Source organism: Enterobacter sp. BWH52 (assembly GCF_001037565.1).
GTDB lineage: Bacteria > Pseudomonadota > Gammaproteobacteria > Enterobacterales > Enterobacteriaceae > Enterobacter > Enterobacter hormaechei_C.
In genome coordinates this window covers 2,230,726-2,250,853 of sequence record NZ_KQ089854.1, presented here as the reverse complement: position 1 = coordinate 2,250,853, position 20,128 = coordinate 2,230,726, and the positions used below count along the sequence as shown (strand labels likewise).

Sequence of the window (20,128 nt, the reverse complement as noted above, 5' to 3'; positions counted from 1 at the left end):
CTGATTATTTCCTGCTGTGAAAATTCATTTTCATTTTTGCCCGTTTATCGCTAATCCCGCAAGGTCTAAAGTCTGCCTGACGCGGGCAAACGCTCCTCTTTTACATCACAACAAAGGTTATGAGTATGAATACAACGCTTGCAGGAAAAATCGCTCTGGTGACCGGTGGCAGCACCGGTATTGGTCTCGCAACGGCACAGGAGCTGGCGGCGCAGGGAGCGAAGGTCTATATCACCGGACGTCGTCAGGCCGAACTGGAAGCTGCCCGGGCAGACATTGGCGCCGCGGCGGTAGCTATCCGCGCGGACGTCTCCAGAATGGCCGATCTGGATGCGGTTTACGCGCAGATTGCTAAAGAAGAAGGACGACTCGATATTCTGTTCGCCAACGCCGGGGGCGGCGACATGCTGCCGCTGGGCGCTATCACCGAAGAGCAGTTTGACCGGATTTTTGCCACCAACGTGCGCGGCGTGCTGTTCACCGTCCAGAAAGCGCTGCCGCTGCTCTCATCTGGTTCATCCATTATCCTCACCGGATCGACGGTTTCGATTAAGGGGACGGCGAATTTTAGCGTCTACAGCGCCAGTAAAGCCGCCGTGCGTAACTTTGCCCGCTCCTGGGCGCTGGACTTACAGGGCCGCGGGATACGCGTCAACGTCGTCAGCCCTGGCCCCGTGAAAACGCCCGGTCTTGGCGATCTGGTTTCCGAATAACAGCGTCAGGGATTATACGATGCGCTGGCGGCCCAGGTACCGCTGGGTCGCCTGGGCGCGCCGGGCGAAGTCGGGAAAGCCGTGGCGTTTCTGGCGTCCGATGCCGCCAGCTTTATTAACGCCACGGAGCTGTTTGTCGATGGCGGGATGGCGCAAATCTAGCGGTTACGCCAGCAGCGTACGCTTCGGCCTTCGGCTGCGGGCTGAAGCGGCTGCGGCCGTTCACATCCCTGCATCGCCAGCGGGCAGCGGTCGCGGAAGTAGCAGCCATCGGGCAGGTGGCGATTACCGGGAAGATCGGTTTTGCGTAATGCCAGATCTTCGTCCAGCGGTTCTCCGGTACGGGGAACGGAGTCAAGCAGCAGCTGCGTATACGGATGCCGCGGCTGACTCAGCACCTGGTCCGCCGGACCCAGCTCCACGATCTGCCCCAGATACATCACTGCCACCCGGTCGCTCATGTGCCGGACCACCGAGACGTTGTGCGAGATCAGTACGTAGGTCAGATTTCGCTGCTGTTGCAGGGCAACCAGCAAATTGAGGATCTGCGCCTGGACAGAAATATCCAGCGCGCTGGTGGGTTCATCCAGCACGATGATGTCAGGATCTGAAGAGAGCGCCCGGGCGATAGCGATGCGCTGGCGCTGTCCGCCCGAAAACGCATGCGGCAGGCGGTCAAGATATTCTGCTCGAATGCCCACCTGCTGCGCCAGCGTCTCAGCCAGCTGACGACGCTCCCGTTCGCTGCGGCGTTGCTGTATCCACACCGGCTCGGTGATTATGCGCCAGACGGGTAAACGCGGATCGAGGGACGAGAGCGGGTCCTGAAATACCATCTGCATACCGCCTGCCGCATTTGCGCGCTGACAGGCACCTGTACTCGGTTTGAGCATGCCCATCAGCAGTTGCGCCAGCGTGCTCTTTCCACAGCCGGATTCCCCCACAACGCCCAGCGTTTCGCCGCGATGGATCCGGAGATCCATGCCGTTGAGGGCGTGTACCTGCTCCGTCACGCGCCCCAGCCAGTTTTTGCGCGCAGGAAAATTCACATGCACGCTATCCAGTTCCAGCAGTACCTCAGACATGTCGTCTCTCCTGTTGTGGGTACCAGCAGGCAGCCTGTTGGCCTTCTGCGCCCGTGGAAATTAAGCGTGGCGTTTCGCTGCATTTCGCCCCGGCAGCAAAACAGCGTTCGCGAAAGGCACATCCGCGCGGGAGGTGGCTGAGGTTAGGCACCGTGCCGGGAATGGCCGGGAGGATCTCGCGCGGTTCACCATTTTCCGGGGCACACCGCAGCAGGCCAATCGAATAGGGGTGTACAGGATGGTGGATCAAAGTCTGCGTGCTGCCGCTTTCGATCACGCTGCCCGCGTACATAACGTACATCCGGTCACAAAGCTGCGACACCACCGCCATATCGTGACTGATAAACAGCACCGACGTCCCGCTGGCGCGCGCTTTGTGTTTCAGTAGCCGCAGCACCTGACGCTGAACGGTCACGTCCAGCGCGGTGGTCGGCTCATCGGCAATGATCAGCTCCGGCTCGCAGGAGAAGGCAAGGGCGATCATCACCCGCTGGCGCATGCCGCCGGAAAGCTCAAACGGATAGCGTTCCATCACCTGTGCCGCATCCGGGATTTGCATCTCGCCCAGCAGGGCGATCGCCTTCTGCTGCGCGTCGCGGCGGGAAAGCGACTGATGCTGGCGGATCACCTCCACCATTTGCCTGCCAATCCGGCGCGTAGGGTTAAGCGCCGTCATCGGCTCCTGAAAAATCATCGCCACCCTGGCGCCGCGCCACTGACGAAGCTGTTTTTCCGACGCGTTCAGGACATCTTCCCCGAGCAGGGTGACCCGGCCATGGTGAACATGGTAACTGCCTTCCGGCAGCAGGCGCATCGCCAGCATCGCGGTGACCGATTTTCCCGAGCCGGATTCGCCCACCACGCCGACAATTTCACCCCGGCCAATCTCCAGCGAGACGTGGTTGAGCGCGTGGACGTCACCGCGAAAAATGGGGAAGCTCAGATGCAAATCTTCAATCGATAATACGGAATCACTCATGACTGCTTCCCTCCTGATTTGGGATCCAGCAGGTCGCGAAGACCATCGCCAAACAGATTAAACCCAACCGCCGTGATCAGAATTGCCGCCCCCGGAAACGCGCAGTACCACCACTGGTCAAGCACGTAGTTACGCCCCACGGCCACCATCGCGCCCCATTCGGCGGTCGGCTGCTGCGCGCCTAATCCAATAAAGCCCAGCGTGGCGGCCATCAGAATGGCGCTGCCGATATCCAGCGACGCCTGTACGATCAGCGGCGGAAGGGCGTTACGCAGGATATGCCAGCTGATCAGGTGCCAGCGCGATGCGCCAAAGGTGCGGGCGGCCTGCACGTAGGTGAACTGGCGCACCAACAGCGTTTGCCCGCGTGCCAGCCGCACGTAAAACGGAATGCGTACAATCGCAATCGCCAGCATCGCGTTAAACAGGCTTGGGCCGAGCGCGGCGGCCAGCGCCATCGTCAACACCAGCGAGGGGATGGAGAGCATAATGTCCATGATACGCATAATGATGGCGTCGCCGCGTCCGCCGAGTACGCCGGACAAACAGCCGAGCAGAGAACCGATGCCGCCCGCAATCACCACCACCGCCAGCCCCGCCGTGATGGACTGCTGGCTGCCCACCAGCACGCGGCTGAACAGATCCCGGCCCACCTCATCGGTGCCAAACCAGTGCTGGGCTGAAGGCGCCTGCAATCGCGCGGTCAGATCCAGCGCATTCGGATCGTGCGGGACTATCCACGGCGAGACCATCATCATCAGCAGCATCACGATCATAATCACCCCGCCGATCAGCGTGAGCGGGCTTTTGCGTAACATCCAGAATAGCTTTGCCCAGTTAATGCGCTGTTTAGCGGTGCTGACAGGGACGGGCGTTTCCTGAGTTAACATCATTCGGCACCTCCGCGCCCGATTCGCGGGTCGATCCACAGATACAGCAGATCCACCACCAGATTGACGAAGACATAGGCCAGCGATACCACGACCGCGAAGCCCATGACGGCAGGGAAGTCCAGCGCCTGAATGGAGGTCACCACCCAGGCTCCCATTCCCGGCCAGGCAAACACGGTTTCGGTAAGGACTGCCCCGTACAGCAGATCGCCCAGCGCCAGCCCGAGCACGGTAATGGAGGGGATCATGGCGTTGGGTAAGGCGTAGCGCAGCACGATGTACCACCCCGGCAACCCGCTCGCGCGGGCGGTACGAATATAATCCTCGCTCAGTTGCTCCAGCATCGCGGAACGTACCTGACGCGCCACAATACCCAGATGCACAAAGGCCAGGGTCAGGGAGGGGAGAATCAGGTGCTGTAGGGCGTTGAAAAACACCTCGCCGTTGCCTTCCAGCAGAGCGTCCAGTAGATAAAAACCGGTAACGTGGGCGGGCGGATCGAGCCAGTCGTCCAGCCTGCCGCCGCCGGGCAGAATTTGCAGTTGCCCGTAGAACAGAACGATAACACCCAGTCCCAGCCAGAAGGCAGGCGTCGAGATGCCGGTCATCGCCATCAGTCGCACCAGGTGATCCAGCCAGCGGTTACGGTACACCGCCGATAAAATGCCCAGCGGCACGCCAATCACCAGGGCCAGCAGCAAAGAGCAGAAGGCCAGTTCCAGCGTGGCGGGGAAAAAGGCTTTCAAATCTTCCGCAACGGGGCGACCGGTGCGAATGGATGTGCCCAGATCGCCATGCGCCAGCGCCTCTACATAGCGGCCAAACTGAATATAGAGCGGTTGATCCAGCCCCAGCTGCTGGCGGATGCCCTGCACGATTTCATCGCTGGCGCGGTCACCGGCCAGCAGGCGGGCCGGATCGCCGGGGATCAGGTGTGAAATAATAAAAGTAATAATACAGACACCGGCCACCACCAGGATTAACCCCCAGCAGCGCTGGCGCACAATGCTCCAGAACGTCATACACTTCCCCCCGGCGTGGGCCGTTACTTACTCATGGTGGCGATGTTAAAGACCTGCTCAAGCATCGGATTAAAGGTGAAGCCTTTGACCTCTTTGTTCATCGCCAGCTGATAGTTCTTCTGGAACAGATAAACGTAAGCCGCCTCGTCAATCACCACTTTCTGCGCCTGCTGGTAATCTTTGGTGCGCTCCGCCTGATCGGTGGTTTTCAGTGCCGCCTGCAACAGCGCATCGACCTCTTTGTTCTCATAGAATGAGCGGTTACCCGGCAGCCCTTTTTTGTCCGATTCGAACCAGTAATTCATGAACATGTACGGGTCAGCGAAGTCCGGGCTCCAGTTACCAATCGCAATGTCATAATCACCTTTGCCGACGCGGTCGCGCATGGTGGCGTTCGCCAGTTTCTCGAGCTTGACGTTAATCCCCAGCTTGCCCAGGCTCGCCTGCGTGGAGAGGGCGATAGGCTCCCAGTTCGGGTCGTTATCGGAGTAGAGGAACGTCAGGCTGGCGGGTTTATCGTTGACTTTTTCCAGCGCCGCTTTGGCTTTGGCCTCGTCAAAGCTGTACTGCATGGCGTTCGCATCAAAGCCCCACATGCCCTCCGGGATCGGGCCGCGCATCTGCTTGCCGTTCCCGCTGAGAATGCCTTTCACCATCCCCTGATAATCGGTCGCCCAGGAGACCGCGCGGCGCAAATCCACCTGATTCATCGGAGGCTTACTGTTGTTCAGATAGAGGTAGGTCACCCGCAGGGACGGGTATTCCGCCACGGCCACTTTGCCTTCCTGCTTCAGAGCGGCAAGCTGATCCACCGGCAGGGCGTCGGCGATATCCAGATCGCCACGGGAAAGTTGCAGGCGACGCGAGGCGCTTTCACCGATAATCTTGACCGAGACACGCTTGAAGTGCGGCTTTTCACCCGGCCAGTGTGGGTTGGGCACCATCACCAGCTGCTGACCTTTCCGCCAGCTTTTCAGCATAAACGGTCCGGAACCCGCGGTGTTTTGCGCCAGGAAACCGCGTGCGTCGTCGGCGGCATTGGCTTTCAGCACCGCCGGGTTGACGATCGACGCGCCGTCATTGGCCAGCGTGTAGAGGAACGGGGCGAACGGCTGGCTGAGGGTGAATTTCACCGTATGCTCATCCACCGCGTCCACTTTCAAATCTTTCGGGAACGCTTCGGAAGGTCCCTGGTTAATTTTCAGCAGACGTTCAAACGACAGCTTGACCGCTTCGGCGGTCACCGGCGTGCCGTCGGAGAATTTTGCATTATCTGCCAGGGTGAACGTCCACTCTTTCTGGTCGTCAGACGCCTTCCAGCCCGTCGACAGATCGCCTTCCACCTCCGTGGTGCCAGGCTTGTATTTCACCAGACGCTGGTACGAGGGGTAGGTCACCGTCCAGTCGTTGTTATCGATAGTGACCGCCGGATCCAGCGTTTGCGGATCGGCAGCTTTCCCAATCACCAGCATATCTTTTGGCACCGCCGCCAGCGCGAGAGGGGCGCTCAGGGCGAGCGTAGCGGCAATCAGGGTTGTAAGCAGCGTTGTTTTCATGGCGGGGCTCCAGAATTACAGTGAGTGTGTGGTCGGATAACAGGCGAACTGGTCATCTAACAGCGGGTAGCTGGCGGCATTCGGCAGTTCGAAATGCCACCATTCGCTGCTGATGCCCACAAAACCGCCGCCGTACATAACGGCGTTCAGGAGCAGACGATTTCGCTGCGCCTCAGGCGGAACGGAAGGGTGCCAGGCATGAGAACGGTCGTGCATTTCGTCAAACCCGGCACCCATATCCAGCACGTTGTCGTGTTCATCCATCAGCGTGACGTCAATGGCGGTGCCCCGGCTGTGGTTAGAGCCAATTGCGACATCCACCACGTATTCCGGATTGGGGCAGGCATCCCAGAGTTGCGACTGCGCCTGCTGGGGGCGGTAGGCGTCGTAAACCACCAGCTTCAGACCGGCCAGCGCGGCGATGCCGATCGCTTTCGCCAGCGCGGTGGCGGCATCCGTATGCAACAGGCACGCGGCGTGCTGGTAGATCGGGCGGCCAGTGATGTTATCGGCGGTCGCGTATTTCAGATCGATATGCAGCGTGGGAAAGGTTTTCGCCACATCAATCAGTTGACTCTCTTCAGGCATAGCTCCGCTCCTTTAGCGTTCAAATTGACCAAACTCTTGTTGTAGTTGTCGGTTGATTGCCAGACGTTCCGGCAGCGCATCCCCCAGCGCCTCCACAACGCCCGACAGCAGCAGGTTGAACAGACAGCTCACCGGCGCCAGCGAATCCCAGAAATGGCCGGTATCGGTCTTCACCTGGAGTAAATCAATCGGGTAATCCCGCGCCCACGGGCACCAGATATCGGTGATCAGCGCCATCGCCAGGCCTTTTTCGCTCGCCACGCGGCAGTACTGGCGGGCAATGGCGGAGTAGGCGCGGGTATCCGTCAGCACGATATACGGGTTCGCAAAGCCGGAGTTAAGCGACTCCACCCAGCTACCGGAGAGCCCTTCTGAATAGCTCACCCGCGGGCGCAGATACTCCAGATGGCTGAAGAACGCATTGGCGATCCCGCGCGTGGACTGGATCCCCAGCACGAAAACGGCGTCGGCATGGGTAAGTTGCTGGACCACCTGCCTGAACGTTTCGCTTTGCGCCAGCTGGTAGACATGGGCAATGGCGTCCACCTCCAGCGACAGGGAGTTCTGAAGGCGATCCGACAGCGGCTGTTGCTGCTTCCAGGAGTCGAGACGCTCGTTAATGCCCCAGGGCTGGTGGGGATCGCGCAGGCTTTTTTTGGCGTCGTCCAGGTTGCGATAGCCCAGCTTGCGCAGAAAGCGTCCGACGGTGATCCCGCTGGTGGCCGTGGCCAGCGCCACGCTCTCTGCCGTTTCAAAGGGGATCTGCCCGACGTGCGCCAGCATCCAGCTTGCCACCCGTTTTTCGCTCGGGGTGAGCTGGCTAAAGGTCGCTTCGATACGGCTCAACACCTCAGGTTTGGTCGTCATACCGCCTCGCTGTTAACTGGCTGTCAAAGGCCGGGTTTCTGTTACCGGATTAACAATGCAGGACGCGTGCCATGTTCACATTGCGGCGAAAACGCGCTGTGCAGCAAAGTTAATGCAATATTTGTTTAACATGTGATCAACATTTGTGCAGCGTAGTTCACTTTTGGTGCAGTGTGCAGGCTGAAGGGTATCTATTTGGTGAATACGTCAGCCTCTTCACATTTTTTGGTAAGATGAAAGCTCTGGGAAAAAAGAGGGAGCCTTACATGGCGAATTTGCCCTGGCGGGTCAGCGTGCGCCTGATGGCTCTCGCAAAAAAAATAGCGATGGTCATCGGGATCATTGTGCTCGTTCTGCTTTCGGTGCGGGTTTATCTTTCGCAGCAGGGGCCAGCCCTGCATCACTGGCACACCTGGCGGGCTGATGAAATGTCCGTGCAGGAGATGGATAACGCGACCTTCGTAGCGTATGTCGCGCGGGAAAACGCCATCTTCACCGCTCTCGACGCTGAGGTGACGGCGAAAGTCACCCCCGCAGAGCGCACGCCGCTGAACCGTTATTACCGCCAGAGCCTGGTGTGGCCAGGACACTTTTCCCCGGATGCAAACCGGTCGTTCGTGCTGATGCCTGCCGGAAAGCCGCGCGGGGGGGTGGTATTGCTGCACGGTCTGACGGATTCGCCCTACAGCGTCAGGCATCTGGCAGAGAATTATCAACAGCACGGCTTTGTGGCCGTAGTGCCTCGTTTGCCCGGACACGGCACGGCACCGGGCGCGCTGACAGACGTTGACTGGGAGGCGTGGCTGGCGGCAACGCGCCTCGCGGTTCGTGAAGCGACACGCCTGACGGGGAACGATCTCCCCCTGCATCTGGTGGGCTACTCCAACGGCGGGGCGCTGGCGATGAAATATGCCCTCGACGCCCTTGATGCGCCTGCACTGCGTCAACCTGAGCAGATCGTTTTGCTCTCACCGATGATTGGCGTCACGGCGTTTGCGCGCTTTGCCGGATTCGCCGGGCTACCGGCTATGTTACCGGCGTTTGCCAAAGCCGCGTGGCTCAACATTTCGCCAGAATATAATCCTTATAAATACAATTCGTTCCCGGTGAATGCGGCACGTCAGTCCTGGCTGCTTACCCAGGCGCTGCATGAGCAGATAAATCGCGGTGTTCATGATCACAAACTGGCGCAGCTTCCGCCGATACTTGCTTTCCAGTCGGTCATGGATTCAACGGTCAGTACCCGCGCCGTGGTCAGCGGGCTGTTTGACCAGCTTCCGGCAAACGGCAGCGAACTGGTGGTTTTTGATATCAACCAGGCCGGGAGTTTCCGTCCACTGTTCAGGCCATCATCCTGGACGGCGGTGGCTGACCTGCTGCCGGAGGCAAAAAGACGTTACAGTGTCACAATTGTGACCAATGCCAGCCCCGACAGGTTTGATATGGTGGCAAAGAAAACGCCAGCGGGCAGCACCCGGGAAACGGTGATGCCGCTGTCGGTCGCGTATCCGCAGGAGGTTTATTCCCTGTCACATGTTGCCATTCCGTTCCCGCAGGATGACGATCTTTATGGCCGCCATCCTGCGGTGAAAAACCGCTACGGTATCAGCCTCGGGACGATAGCCCTGTGGGGAGAAACATCGGTTCTGAGCGTCGGCAAAGATGCGCTGATGCGCGTGACGTCGAATCCGTTCTACGACTATATGCAGACGCGGATCGACAGCCGTATCGGTGATAATTAAGCCCAACGTGGAATAGATTAGGTCACACCGGGGAACTGTGTTAAACAGTACCGTTCAGGCGTATACCCCATACCGGACCCCGTTTCTGTGCTGACAACTCTCATTTATCGAAGCCAGCTGAGCTTAACCTGCACCTCTGCAGCGTTAAGCGCGCTGGTTGAACAGGCCAGGATCCGTAACACGGAGCAGGGCATCTCAGGCATTCTTCTCTCCCGTGGACGTGACGTTCTGCAAATTCTCGAAGGCACGGAACAGCGCGTCGTCGCGCTTTTTAACTCCATCCGTGCTGATGACCGGCATACCGGCGTAGTGGAGCTGATGCGCGATTACGGCCCGCGCAGACGTTTCGAAGACGTGGGAATGCTGCTGTTTGACCTGGACGTTCAGACCCCGAAAGCGGTTCTGGCGTCGGTTCTGCATTACAGCAAGCTGGAAAGTTATCTGACTTCTGAGGATCGGGTCTTCAAATTCATTCAGACCTTTATCACCGGTAAAACCGCTATCCCACCCGCTTCGGACTATGAGCCCGATAAATGGACGCTTTCGCGAGAGCGCGCGCCGTTTGGTAAAGGGTTAGGTCTGCTGGCGGGACAGCCCTGCCAGTTTGCGCTGCAACCCATTGTCGAGCCGTCCGAAGGCAAGATCAGTTCTCTCGAAGCGCTTATACGCGGAAACGACGGCGGCAGCCCGGAGCATTTCTTCCGTAGTCTCGATCGTGAACTGATTTACGAAGTCGACCTGCAAACAAAAGCCTGGACCTTTGCGCTGGCGCAAAAGCTCGGCATCGGCAGCCACAAACTGGCGGTGAACCTGCTGCCAATGTCGCTGGTTAACGTGCCGGGCGCGGTAGAGTTCCTGGTAACGCAGATCAAAAAGCACAATCTACAGCCGGAGCAGGTGATCATTGAAGTCACTGAGAACGAGATGATTTCAGGCTTCAACCAGTTTAACAGCGCGATTAAACAGCTGCGGGCGGAAGGGGTTGGGCTGGCGATAGATGATTTTGGTTCCGGCTATGCTGGTCTTTCGCTGCTCACGCGGTTCCAGCCGGATAAACTCAAAATCGACAGAGAGATCGTCAGCGATATCCACCTGAGCGGGCCCAAGCAGGCGATTGTGAAGTCGATAATCAGCTGCTGCACCGATCTGGAGATTACGCTGGTCGCAGAAGGCATTGAGAAGATAGAAGAGTGGTGCTGGCTTGAATACGCCGGTATTCGGCGCTTCCAGGGCTTTTTGTTCGCCCGCCCGCAGCTCAATGGCGTGGGTGATATCCACTGGCCCCATCGGGTGGGTTAAGCAAATTTTCCCTCGCCATATTTCCCCGACACCCTGCCTGTGCTTAAATAGCTAAACCGGTTTAACATGATTTAGCTAAGAAGGTGATATGGAGACGATCTGGGTACTTGGCGATGCAGTGGTGGATCTGTTGCCCGACGGAGAGGGCAAACTGCTGCAATGTCCTGGCGGCGCACCAGCCAACGTCGCGGTAGGGGTAGCGCGTCTGGGCGGCAGAAGCGCCTTTATAGGCCGGGTGGGCGACGACCCCTTCGGGCATTTTATGCAAAAAACGCTTGCGGATGAGCAGGTTAATACAGAATGGCTGCGGCTGGACCCGCAGCATCGCACCTCCACGGTGGTGGTGGATCTCGATAACGACGGTGAACGTTCCTTTACCTTTATGGTTCGCCCGAGCGCTGACTTGTTCCTCGACGCCGCCGACCTCCCGTCATTCCGCGCCGGGGAGTGGCTGCACGTCTGCTCAATCGCGCTCAGCGCCGAACCCAGCCGTTCCGCGACGTTTCAGGCGATGGCCGCGATCAGACAGGCGGGGGGATTCGTCAGCTTTGATCCCAATATTCGCGCCGATCTCTGGCACGATGAAGTCGAGCTGCGTCAGTGTCTTGAGCGGGCATTAGCCTGTGCAGATGTGGTGAAAATCTCGGTGGAAGAGCTGGCGTTCTTAACCGGAAATGCGCAGGTCCATGAGGGGCTGGCGGCGCTGATGCGCACCTGTCCGGCCAGGCTGGTGCTGGTAACGCAGGGAAAAGAGGGCGTCACCGCCTGGCAGGAAGGCGCGTTGACACACTATGCTGCATCACCCGTGGAATGCATTGATACCACTGGCGCGGGGGATGCTTTCGTCGCCGGGCTACTGTTCGGTCTGGCACGTTATGGCCAGGCCCGTCTCTCAGAGGTCATCACGTTAGCGCAGCGCTGTGGGGCGCTGGCGACAACCGCAAAAGGGGCAATGACCGCGCTGCCTTATCATCACGAACTGTAATTCACCTCTCCAGGCCACCATTCGGCGGCCTGAATTGTCGCCTCGATCACACTTACTAAAACGGTTTAGCAAAAAACATTGCCGATCTAAAATTCAACGGTTTAGTATCACCAGCCTAAACCGGTTTAGCAATTTAGCACTTTCACCGATAGTTATTAGGGATGCGACAAAATGTATAAAAAACGCAGACTTGCCGTGATGATAGGCATGCTGGCCGGCAGTACCTCTGTTTTTGCCCAGACGGATATTACCCGTATCGAAGCGCGCCTGGCGGCGCTGGAGCAGCGTTTGCAGGAGGCGGAAACCCGCGCGCAGGTTGCTGAAAAGCGCGCCACAGCAGCGGAACAGAAAACGCAGCAGCTGGTGGCTGCGCAGCAGAAAGCGCAAACCTCCACACAGGCGGTGGCGCAACGCACCACGGTGCTGGAAGAAAAAGCCGACCGGACAGGCGGTTTTGAATTTCACGGTTACGCCCGTTCCGGCCTGCTGATGAACGACGCGGCCTCCAGCAGCAAAAGCGGCCCTTATCTGACGCCCGCCGGGGAAACGGGCGGGGCCATCGGGCGTCTGGGGAACGAAGCGGATACCTACGTTGAGCTGAATGTTGAGCACAAACAGACGCTGGAGAATGGCGCGACGACGCGCTTTAAGGCGATGCTGGCCGACGGTCAGAAAACCTATAACGACTGGTCGGCAGACAGCAGCGACCTGAACATTCGTCAGGCCTTTGCCGAGCTGGGCAATTTGCCGGACTTTACCGGCGCGCTGAAGGGCAGCACCTTCTGGGCGGGTAAGCGTTTTGACCGCGACAACTTCGACATTCACTGGCTGGATTCCGACGTGGTATTTCTCGCCGGGACCGGTGGCGGCGTCTACGACGTGAAGTGGAACGATACGCTGCGCAGTAACTTCTCCCTTTATGGCCGTAACTTCGGCAGCGAAGAGGAGATCGACAACAACGTTCAGAACTACATCCTCAGCATGAATCACTTCGCCGGGCCGGTGCAGATGATGGTCAGCGGCTTACGAGCAAAAGATAACGACGACCGTAAGGACAGCAACGGCGATCCGATTAAAACCGACGCGGCCAATAACGGAGTACATGCGCTGGTTGGTCTGCATAACGAGAGCTTCTACGGCCTGCGGGAAGGTTCCGCCAAAACGGCGCTCCTTTACGGCCACGGTCTGGGCGCCGAGGTGAAAAGCATTGGTTCAGACGGCGCGCTGCTGTCAGAAGCCGATACCTGGCGTATTGCTAGTTACGGTGTCACGCCTCTGGGCGGTGGCTGGCACATTGCGCCCGCCGTGCTGGCGCAAAGCAGTAAGGACCGCTACGTGAAGGGCGACAGCTATGAGTGGATCACGTTCAACACGCGTCTGATCAAAGAGGTGACCCAGAATTTCGCCCTCGCGTTCGAAGGCAGCTATCAGTACATGGATTTAAGCCCGGAAGGCTACAAGGATCGCAATGCGGTTAACGGTAGCTTCTACAAGCTGACCTTCGCCCCGACGTTAAAGGCGGGCAAGATTGGCGATTTCTTCAGCCGTCCGGAGCTGCGCCTGTTCGCCACCTGGATGGACTGGAGCAGCAAGCTGGATAACTACGCCAGCGATGACGCCTTTGGCAGCAGCGGCTTTAACGCGGGCGGGGAATGGAACTTTGGGGTGCAGATGGAAACCTGGTTTTAACCCTTCACGCTCCCGCATCGCGGGGGCGTTTCAAACACCATAAAAAGAGGTCAGGAAGAGGTATCTATGGATTTTAATCATATTGCGCGCGAGCTGATTCCGCTGCTCGGTGGCAAAGAGAACATTGCCAGCGCGGCACATTGCGCCACGCGCCTTCGTCTGGTGCTGGTCGATGATGCGCTTGCCGACCAGCAGGCTATCGGCAAGGTTGAAGGCGTGAAAGGCTGTTTTCGCAACGCCGGGCAGATGCAGGTGATCTTCGGCACCGGGGTGGTGAATAAGGTTTACGCCGCGTTTATTCAGGCGGCAGGAATTAGCGAGTCCAGTAAATCGGAAGCGGCGGATATTGCGGCCCGCAAGCTGAACCCGTTCCAGCGTATCGCGCGTCTGCTCTCCAACATCTTCGTGCCGATTATCCCGGCGATCGTGGCCTCGGGTCTGCTGATGGGCCTGCTGGGGATGGTTAAAACCTACGGCTGGGTTAATCCGGATAACGCGCTCTATATCATGCTGGATATGTGCAGCTCGGCGGCGTTTATTATTCTGCCGATCCTGATTGGCTTCACCGCCGCGCGGGAGTTTGGCGGCAACCCGTATCTGGGGGCAACGCTCGGCGGCATCCTGATTCATCCGGCGCTGACCAACGCCTGGGGCGTAGCGTCCGGCTTCCACACCATGAACTTCTTCGGTCTTGAAATCGCCATGATTGGCTATCAGGGAACCGTATTCCCGGTACTGCTGGCGGTGTGGTTTATGAGCATTGTGGAAAAACAGCTGCGCCGGGCAATACCGGATGCGTTAGATCTGATCCTGACGCCGTTCCTGACCGTCATTATCTCCGGCTTTATCGCGCTGTTGATTATTGGCCCGGCGGGACGCGCGCTGGGCGACGGGATCTCCTTCATTCTTAGCACCCTGATTGCCCACGCGGGCTGGCTGGCCGGGCTGTTGTTTGGTGGGCTCTATTCGGTGATTGTCATTACCGGCATTCACCACAGCTTCCACGCCATTGAAGCCGGACTGCTGGGTAATCCGTCGATTGGCGTTAACTTCCTGCTGCCGATCTGGGCGATGGCGAACGTGGCGCAGGGCGGGGCGTGTCTGGCGGTGTGGTTCAAAACCCGCGATGCTAAAATCAAAGCCATTACCTTACCGTCGGCGTTTTCCGCGATGCTGGGCATCACCGAAGCGGCAATTTTTGGCATCAACCTGCGTTTTGTGAAGCCGTTTATCGCGGCGCTGATCGGTGGTGCGGCGGGCGGTGCCTGGGTGGTGTCGGTGCATGTCTACATGACCGCCGTTGGCCTGACTGCGCTTCCCGGCATGGCGATTGTCCAGGCCAGCTCGCTGCTCAACTATATTATCGGCATGGTGATTGCCTTTGGCGTGGCGTTCACCGTCTCTCTGCTGCTGAAATATAAGACGGACTCTGAATAATGACCTTACCTTCCCGCTGGCCTGCCGTGTTGCAGGCCGTGATGCAAGGCCAGCCGCGTGCGCTGGCGGACAGCCACTATCCGCAGTGGCATCCCGCGCCGGTGACGGGGCTGATGAACGATCCGAACGGCTTTATCTGGTTTGCCGGACGCTATCATCTGTTTTATCAGTGGAACCCGCTGGGCTGCGATCATCGCTACAAGTGCTGGGGACACTGGAGCTCAGCAGATCTGGTGCACTGGCAGCACGAGCCAATGGCGCTGATGCCTGACGAAGAGTATGACCGCAACGGCTGTTACTCCGGCAGCGCCGTGGATAACAACGGCGTGCTGACCCTGTGCTATACCGGCAACGTTAAGTTTGACGATGGCGGCCGCACCGCCTGGCAGTGTCTGGCGGTGCAAAATGACGACGGCACGTTTGCCAAACTGGGACCGGTGTTGCCTCTGCCGGACGGGTATACCGGGCACGTCCGCGATCCGAAAGTGTGGCGCCATGACGGGCAGTGGTACATGGTGCTCGGGGCGCAGGATCGGCATAAGCGCGGCAAGGTGCTGCTGTTTACGTCAGCCGACTTACACATCTGGGCGTCCTGCGGCGAAATCGCCGGTCACGGCGTCAACGGACTCACGGACGCGGGCTATATGTGGGAGTGCCCGGATCTGTTTGAGCTTGATGGCACACACGTCTTGATCTGCTGTCCGCAGGGGCTGGCGCGCGAACCGCATCGCTATCTCAACACCTATCCGGCCGTCTGGATGAGCGGGGCATTTGATTATCAAACCCCTGCATTTACGCACGGCGAGCTGCATGAGCTTGACGCCGGATTCGAATTTTACGCGCCGCAAACCACGGTGGCAGAAGATGGCCGCCGCCTCCTCATCGGCTGGATGGGCGTGCCGGACGGCGAAGAGATGCTCCAGCCTACGCGGGCGCACGGCTGGATCCACCAGATGACCTGTGCTCGCGAGCTGCGCTACCGCGACGGTAAGCTCTGGCAGACCCCGGTCCGTGAGCTGGAAACGCTGCGCGAGGATGAACACCACTGGCAGGGACGCGCCAGCGATGCCCCGGTGCTGGCGGGAGCGCGTCTTGAGTTCGAACTGAGCGCCTCGTGCGTGAACGTGGATTTTGCCGGCGCGTTGCGACTGATTGTGGATGATGCGGGGATCCGTCTGGAACGCGCCAGTCTGAAAACCGCAGACACGCTGACCCGCTACTGGCAGGGCACTGTTCATCATTTACGCGTGCTGTGTGACCGTTCCAGCGTCGAAATTTTCATCAATCACGGTGAAGGCGTCATTAGCAGCCGCTATTTTCCTGACCATCCGGCCCAGGTACGCTTCGAAGGTGCGTCCGACATCACATTACGCTACTGGTCGCTGCGCAGCTGCATGATAGAATAGAGGTTTTGGCAGCCGGATCTAAGTCGTTGTGAGAAAAACAAAACGCGTCACCATTAAAGATATCGCTGAGCTCGCGGGGGTATCAAAAGCCACCGCCAGCCTGGTGCTGAACGGCCGCAGCAAAGAGCTTCGGGTGGCGGAGGAGACACGCGAGCGCGTGCTGGCGATTGCCAAAGAACATCATTATCAGCCCAGTATTCACGCCCGTTCGCTGCGAGACAACCGCAGCCACACCATTGGTCTGGTGGTGCCGGAAATCACCAACTACGGGTTTGCCGTTTTTTCTCATGAGCTGGAGACCCTCTGCCGCGAGGCGGGTGTTCAGCTGCTGATCTCCTGTAGCGATGAAAATCCGGGCCAGGAGACGGTGGTGGTCAATAACATGGTGGCCCGCCAGGTGGACGGGCTGATTGTCGCCTCCAGCATGCTCAACGACGCGGACTATCAAAAGCTGAGCGAACAGTTGCCCGTTGTGCTTTTTGACCGTCATATGAACGACAGTACTCTGCCGCTGGTCCTCACCGATTCAGTTACCCCAACCGCCACACTGGTGGCCGACATCGCGCGCCAGCATCCGGATGAGTTCTACTTCCTCGGCGGCCAGCCGCGGCTTTCCCCGACGCGTGACCGTCTGGAAGGGTTTAAGCAGGGGCTGCGTGACGCTGGCGTCGAGTTACGTCCGGAGTGGATCATTCATGGTAATTACCATCCGAGCTCCGGCTACGAAATGTTTGCCGAGCTTTGCGCACGCCTGGGCCGCCCGCCAAAAGCCCTTTTTACCGCCGCCTGCGGTCTGCTGGAAGGGGTGTTGCGCTATATGGGGCAACATAATCTGCTGCAAAGCGATATGCGTCTGGCCAGCTTTGACGATCACTATCTCTATGATTCTCTGACCATTCCTGTCGATACCGTTCGTCAGGATAACCGCCAGCTCGCCTGGCACTGCTTTGATCTGATTGGCAAACTGATTGAAGGGGAAACGCCGGAGCCGATCCAGCGTAAGCTGGATGCCACCCTGCAACGGCGATACAAGGCCGTGGAGTGACAGGGTAACGTATGAGGGGTACATCTATAACTTTAATTAATTAAAGATTGGATTCAGCCGATAACCAAAGGGAAATTATATCCCTGAGGTGTGTTATGTCGTTGAAAAAATCATCCCTGATTATCCTGTTTTCCCTGCTTTTCTTCTTTGTGGCCAGCACTATCACCAGCGTTGGGCTCATCATTAAAAGTAATACTTCGCTGGATAATGTGAACAAAGAAATTCAGGTTGTCCTGTCCATTATTGATCCCATTAACCACAGCCGAACCCTGCGCGTCAGGGTTATGGAGTATGTGAAAATGGTGGAAGCGGGGGACGCTACCGACCCGTCTGCGAAACTGGCCTCGGTTAAAGAGGCGCTGACCAAAGCCGATAGTGCATTTTCGGCGTTTATGGCCTCGCCGCGTTTGCAGGAAGAAGCCCCGCTGGTCACTGCCTACCAGGAGGCGTGGCAAAACTACCGTAACCAGGGACTGGCACCGCTGATTGCCGCTGCCGCCGCTCACGATGTGTCGCGGTTCAACGCTCTTATTCCCGTGGTGTCTCAACTCGATCGCCAATATGAAATTGTGCTCGATCAGGTTCTCTCCGTTCACCAGAAGTACGCCAAAACGCTGAACGAGGATGCGAGTCATAATTTCGTGTCGGGTCTGGTTATTATCGCCTGCATTGCGGTGCTGTTCGTGGTGGTTATCTTCGCCGTCAGCCTGCTGATGAAACGCGTGGTCTTTGCGCCGGTGAACCTGGCGCGCGAGCACTGTCGCCAGATTGCGGCCGGGAAGCTGGACGTACCGGTACCGATCAAGCGTGATTCCGGGAATGAAATCAATCACCTGATGTCCTCGATGGAGCAGATGCGCCAGGCGCTGCTCTCCACCATTTCTCAGGTGCGCGACGCAAGCCACACCGTGACGCATGCGGCGCAGGAAATTGCCTCCGGCAATATCGACCTGGCCTCCCGTACAGAGCAACAGGCTTCGGCCCTGACCCAGACGGCCGCCAGCATGGAAGAGCTGAGCGCGACGGTGGCGAATAACACCGACAACGTTTTCCAGGCCGGTAAGCTGGTGCAGGATGCCGTGAAAAATGCCCATACCGGTGAAGCGGTAACCCGTGAAGTCATCGAAACGATGAATACTATCGCGTCCAATTCGAAGCGTATTGAAGACATCACCAGCGTCATCAACAGCATTGCTTTCCAGACTAATATTCTGGCGCTAAACGCGGCCGTTGAAGCGGCGCGTGCTGGCACGCAGGGGCGAGGATTTGCCGTGGTAGCAAGTGAAGTGCGCACCCTGGCACAAAAAAGCGCGGTGGCGGCGAAAGATATCGAAAGCCTTATCGCCCAGTCTGTTTCCAGCGTGAAAAACGGTGCACAACTGGTGAATCGTTCGGGAGAGGTGATTGATTCTATTATCAGCTCTGTGAATAAAGTGCATACGCTGATGGAACAGATTTCGGTTGCCTCAGAAGAGCAGAGCCGCGGGATTGGTCAGGTTGGGCAGGCCGTAACGGAGATGGACGGTGTGACCCAGCAGAACGCGGCGCTGGTGCAGCAATCCGCCGCCGCCGCGGCCTCGCTGGAGGAGCAGGCGCAGCAGCTGTCCCAGAGTATCTCGAGCTTTAGTTTGCCTGCTACGGCGTGATGTTCAGAGAGGCTCCTGAGGGAGCCTTTTTAATGTCTGCATGTAGCCGCTGCACAATCTCCTTCAGCCATTACTGTTATCCGTACAAAGCCGCTATCACATAAATTTTATCTTTCCCCGGCAATATTTCTGTTCCTCATCCGTCTACCTCATCAGAGACCATAATCATTCAATATAAACGAGGTACACATGAGAAATTTTGATATGCACGGAAAAGGTCACGGGCGTGGTTTGGGCCGCCATCGTATGGGTAAGGGCATCGTGATTGGCACAGTCCTGTTCGTGGTGCTTGGCCTGCTGGTCATGTCCCTGTGGAACGCGTTGCTCCCGGCCATCCTGGGGGTTAAAGCCATTGGCTTCTGGCAGGCGCTGGGGATCCTGCTGCTGAGCCGCATTCTTTTCGGTGGGCTGGGTTTCCGTCCGGGCATGTTCGGTGCGCACCGCCGTATGCACGAACAATGGATGAATATGAGCCCCGAACAACGTGAGGCCTTCATTCAGCAGCGTCGGGCGGGATTTGGGCGCCACGGTCATTGCCGGTGGCACGATGGCCGGGATGAAAAGCGAGATGATAACGGTGCAAAAGCGCCGGAAGCCGAGTGAGCGATATGAAAGCCGGTGAGGCGGGGGAATCATTACTGATCTCGGCACTCAATGCCTGCCGCACGCGGCTAAAAGCCTTCATTCGCGGAAGGACTGCGGTTCGTGATGATGTCGATGATATTCTTCAGGAAGTGACCTGGCAGTTGATGAAAGTGGAACAACCGGTCGAGAACGTCGCCGCCTGGCTGTTTCGCGCCGCACGAAATGAGATGATCGACCGGGCGCGAAAAAAGCACGAGGTTTCACTGCCGGGGTACCTGACAGCAGATGACGAGGACTTTCCGGAGCAGGAGATTGCAGAAACGTTATTCGGCGTACCGCAAACGCCGGAAGAGGAGTATCTCAACATGCTGCTATGGGAAGAGTTGGGGCAAGCCCTGTCGGAACTGCCGCCACCTCAGCGCGAGGTGTTTGAAAAAACGGAATTTGAGGGCTACAGCATGAAGGTGCTGGCAGAGGAAACAGGCGACAGTGTGCAGGCGTTATTATCCCGTAAACACAAAGCTGTGCGATTTTTGCGTAGTCGCCTCAAGGATATTTATGAAGCGTTGACAGGGCAATAAACTTCGACCACTC

The 20,128-nt window shown here is 58.1% G+C and carries 17 protein-coding genes and 2 pseudogenes; 11 read left to right on the top strand and 8 right to left on the bottom strand.

The annotated features are described in order from the left end of the window. Window positions 1-125 precede the first annotated feature (125 nt). A pseudogene (locus SK47_RS10590) lies at window positions 126-875 on the top strand (SDR family oxidoreductase). On the opposite strand, the gene SK47_RS24465 reads toward SK47_RS10590, so the two are convergent. From SK47_RS24465 to SK47_RS10555, 8 genes and pseudogenes are all read right to left on the bottom strand, one after another. Next, window positions 829-939: a hypothetical protein gene (locus SK47_RS24465; RefSeq protein ID WP_349861263.1), complete on the bottom strand. Its 111-nt coding sequence runs from the start codon at window positions 937-939 to the stop codon at window positions 829-831. The pseudogene SK47_RS10590 and the gene SK47_RS24465 sit on opposite strands and share 47 nt — an antisense overlap. Then, a pseudogene (locus SK47_RS10585) lies at window positions 896-1,696 on the bottom strand (ABC transporter ATP-binding protein); the annotation flags it as partial. The gene SK47_RS24465 and the pseudogene SK47_RS10585, both read right to left, overlap by 44 nt. Window positions 1,697-1,790: 94 nt before the next feature. After that, window positions 1,791-2,777, bottom strand: a complete 987-nt coding sequence (locus SK47_RS10580; RefSeq protein WP_003857075.1) for an ABC transporter ATP-binding protein — start codon at window positions 2,775-2,777, stop codon at window positions 1,791-1,793. Continuing rightward, complete coding sequence (gene ddpC, locus SK47_RS10575) at window positions 2,774-3,670, bottom strand: D,D-dipeptide ABC transporter permease (RefSeq protein WP_003857076.1); 897 nt, start codon at window positions 3,668-3,670, stop codon at window positions 2,774-2,776. The genes SK47_RS10580 and ddpC overlap by 4 nt, the downstream gene beginning before the upstream one ends. Then, window positions 3,667-4,689, bottom strand: coding sequence for an ABC transporter permease (locus SK47_RS10570; RefSeq protein WP_003857077.1), 1,023 nt, complete (start codon window positions 4,687-4,689; stop codon window positions 3,667-3,669). Before SK47_RS10570 ends, ddpC begins: the two co-directional genes overlap by 4 nt. Before the next feature lie 23 nt (window positions 4,690-4,712). Next, entirely contained in the window at window positions 4,713-6,245 is a 1,533-nt protein-coding gene (locus SK47_RS10565; protein WP_003857078.1) for an ABC transporter substrate-binding protein, read from the bottom strand. Between the two features lie 15 nt (window positions 6,246-6,260). Further along, a complete protein-coding gene (gene ddpX, locus SK47_RS10560) occupies window positions 6,261-6,833 on the bottom strand; it encodes a D-alanyl-D-alanine dipeptidase (protein WP_003857079.1) in 573 nt (190 codons plus the stop codon). A 12-nt stretch (window positions 6,834-6,845) separates the two neighbouring features. Beyond that, window positions 6,846-7,700, bottom strand: a complete 855-nt coding sequence (locus SK47_RS10555) for a MurR/RpiR family transcriptional regulator (protein WP_022651219.1) — start codon at window positions 7,698-7,700, stop codon at window positions 6,846-6,848. Window positions 7,701-7,966: 266 nt separating this feature from the next. Between SK47_RS10555 and SK47_RS10550 the strand changes: the two genes are divergently transcribed. The 10 genes from SK47_RS10550 to SK47_RS10505 all read left to right on the top strand — a co-directional run bounded on the left by SK47_RS10550 (window position 7,967) and on the right by SK47_RS10505 (window position 20,115). Beyond that, window positions 7,967-9,442 (top strand): alpha/beta hydrolase, encoded by a 1,476-nt coding sequence (locus SK47_RS10550; RefSeq protein WP_048244116.1) that lies wholly within the window; start codon window positions 7,967-7,969, stop codon window positions 9,440-9,442. Window positions 9,443-9,529: 87 nt separating this feature from the next. Further along, on the top strand, window positions 9,530-10,741 hold the full coding sequence (locus SK47_RS10545) for a diguanylate phosphodiesterase (protein ID WP_003857082.1): 1,212 nt from the start codon (window positions 9,530-9,532) through the stop codon (window positions 10,739-10,741). Between the two features lie 88 nt (window positions 10,742-10,829). Beyond that, window positions 10,830-11,726, top strand: coding sequence for an aminoimidazole riboside kinase (locus tag SK47_RS10540; RefSeq protein WP_032609241.1), 897 nt, complete (start codon window positions 10,830-10,832; stop codon window positions 11,724-11,726). Between the two features lie 171 nt (window positions 11,727-11,897). Beyond that, window positions 11,898-13,415 (top strand): carbohydrate porin, encoded by a 1,518-nt coding sequence (locus tag SK47_RS10535; RefSeq protein WP_048244115.1) that lies wholly within the window; start codon window positions 11,898-11,900, stop codon window positions 13,413-13,415. A 66-nt stretch (window positions 13,416-13,481) separates the two neighbouring features. Next, the gene (locus SK47_RS10530) at window positions 13,482-14,852 is read left to right on the top strand and encodes a sucrose-specific PTS transporter subunit IIBC (RefSeq protein ID WP_048244113.1); all 1,371 of its coding nucleotides are present in this window, start codon (window positions 13,482-13,484) and stop codon (window positions 14,850-14,852) included. Then, window positions 14,852-16,258: a sucrose-6-phosphate hydrolase gene (locus SK47_RS10525; protein ID WP_048244111.1), complete on the top strand. Its 1,407-nt coding sequence runs from the start codon at window positions 14,852-14,854 to the stop codon at window positions 16,256-16,258. Before SK47_RS10530 ends, SK47_RS10525 begins: the two co-directional genes overlap by 1 nt. A gap of 28 nt (window positions 16,259-16,286) precedes the next feature. Continuing rightward, window positions 16,287-17,303: a LacI family DNA-binding transcriptional regulator gene (locus SK47_RS10520; RefSeq protein WP_048244109.1), complete on the top strand. Its 1,017-nt coding sequence runs from the start codon at window positions 16,287-16,289 to the stop codon at window positions 17,301-17,303. Window positions 17,304-17,398: 95 nt separating this feature from the next. Then, window positions 17,399-18,949, top strand: coding sequence for a methyl-accepting chemotaxis protein (locus SK47_RS10515; RefSeq protein ID WP_048244106.1), 1,551 nt, complete (start codon window positions 17,399-17,401; stop codon window positions 18,947-18,949). A 189-nt stretch (window positions 18,950-19,138) separates the two neighbouring features. Then, complete coding sequence (locus tag SK47_RS10510) at window positions 19,139-19,552, top strand: hypothetical protein (protein WP_032609233.1); 414 nt, start codon at window positions 19,139-19,141, stop codon at window positions 19,550-19,552. A 5-nt stretch (window positions 19,553-19,557) separates the two neighbouring features. Further along, window positions 19,558-20,115, top strand: coding sequence for an RNA polymerase sigma factor (locus tag SK47_RS10505; RefSeq protein WP_022651213.1), 558 nt, complete (start codon window positions 19,558-19,560; stop codon window positions 20,113-20,115). Window positions 20,116-20,128: the final 13 nt, after the last annotated feature.

Bases quoted from the DNA above. Each gene is read 5' to 3' on its own strand.
- SK47_RS10580 (WP_003857075.1), bottom strand. From the start codon at position 2,777: ATGAGTGATTCCGTATTATCGATTGAAGATTTGCATCTGAGCTTCCCC.
- ddpC (WP_003857076.1), bottom strand. From the start codon at position 3,670: ATGATGTTAACTCAGGAAACGCCCGTCCCTGTCAGCACCGCTAAACAG.
- SK47_RS10570 (WP_003857077.1), bottom strand. From the start codon at position 4,689: ATGACGTTCTGGAGCATTGTGCGCCAGCGCTGCTGGGGGTTAATCCTG.
- SK47_RS10565 (WP_003857078.1), bottom strand. From the start codon at position 6,245: ATGAAAACAACGCTGCTTACAACCCTGATTGCCGCTACGCTCGCCCTG.
- ddpX (WP_003857079.1), bottom strand. From the start codon at position 6,833: ATGCCTGAAGAGAGTCAACTGATTGATGTGGCGAAAACCTTTCCCACG.
- SK47_RS10555 (WP_022651219.1), bottom strand. From the start codon at position 7,700: ATGACGACCAAACCTGAGGTGTTGAGCCGTATCGAAGCGACCTTTAGC.
- SK47_RS10550 (WP_048244116.1), top strand. From the start codon at position 7,967: ATGGCGAATTTGCCCTGGCGGGTCAGCGTGCGCCTGATGGCTCTCGCA.
- SK47_RS10540 (WP_032609241.1), top strand. From the start codon at position 10,830: ATGGAGACGATCTGGGTACTTGGCGATGCAGTGGTGGATCTGTTGCCC.
- SK47_RS10535 (WP_048244115.1), top strand. From the start codon at position 11,898: ATGTATAAAAAACGCAGACTTGCCGTGATGATAGGCATGCTGGCCGGC.
- SK47_RS10530 (WP_048244113.1), top strand. From the start codon at position 13,482: ATGGATTTTAATCATATTGCGCGCGAGCTGATTCCGCTGCTCGGTGGC.
- SK47_RS10525 (WP_048244111.1), top strand. From the start codon at position 14,852: ATGACCTTACCTTCCCGCTGGCCTGCCGTGTTGCAGGCCGTGATGCAA.
- SK47_RS10515 (WP_048244106.1), top strand. From the start codon at position 17,399: ATGTCGTTGAAAAAATCATCCCTGATTATCCTGTTTTCCCTGCTTTTC.
- SK47_RS10510 (WP_032609233.1), top strand. From the start codon at position 19,139: ATGAGAAATTTTGATATGCACGGAAAAGGTCACGGGCGTGGTTTGGGC.
- SK47_RS10505 (WP_022651213.1), top strand. From the start codon at position 19,558: ATGAAAGCCGGTGAGGCGGGGGAATCATTACTGATCTCGGCACTCAAT.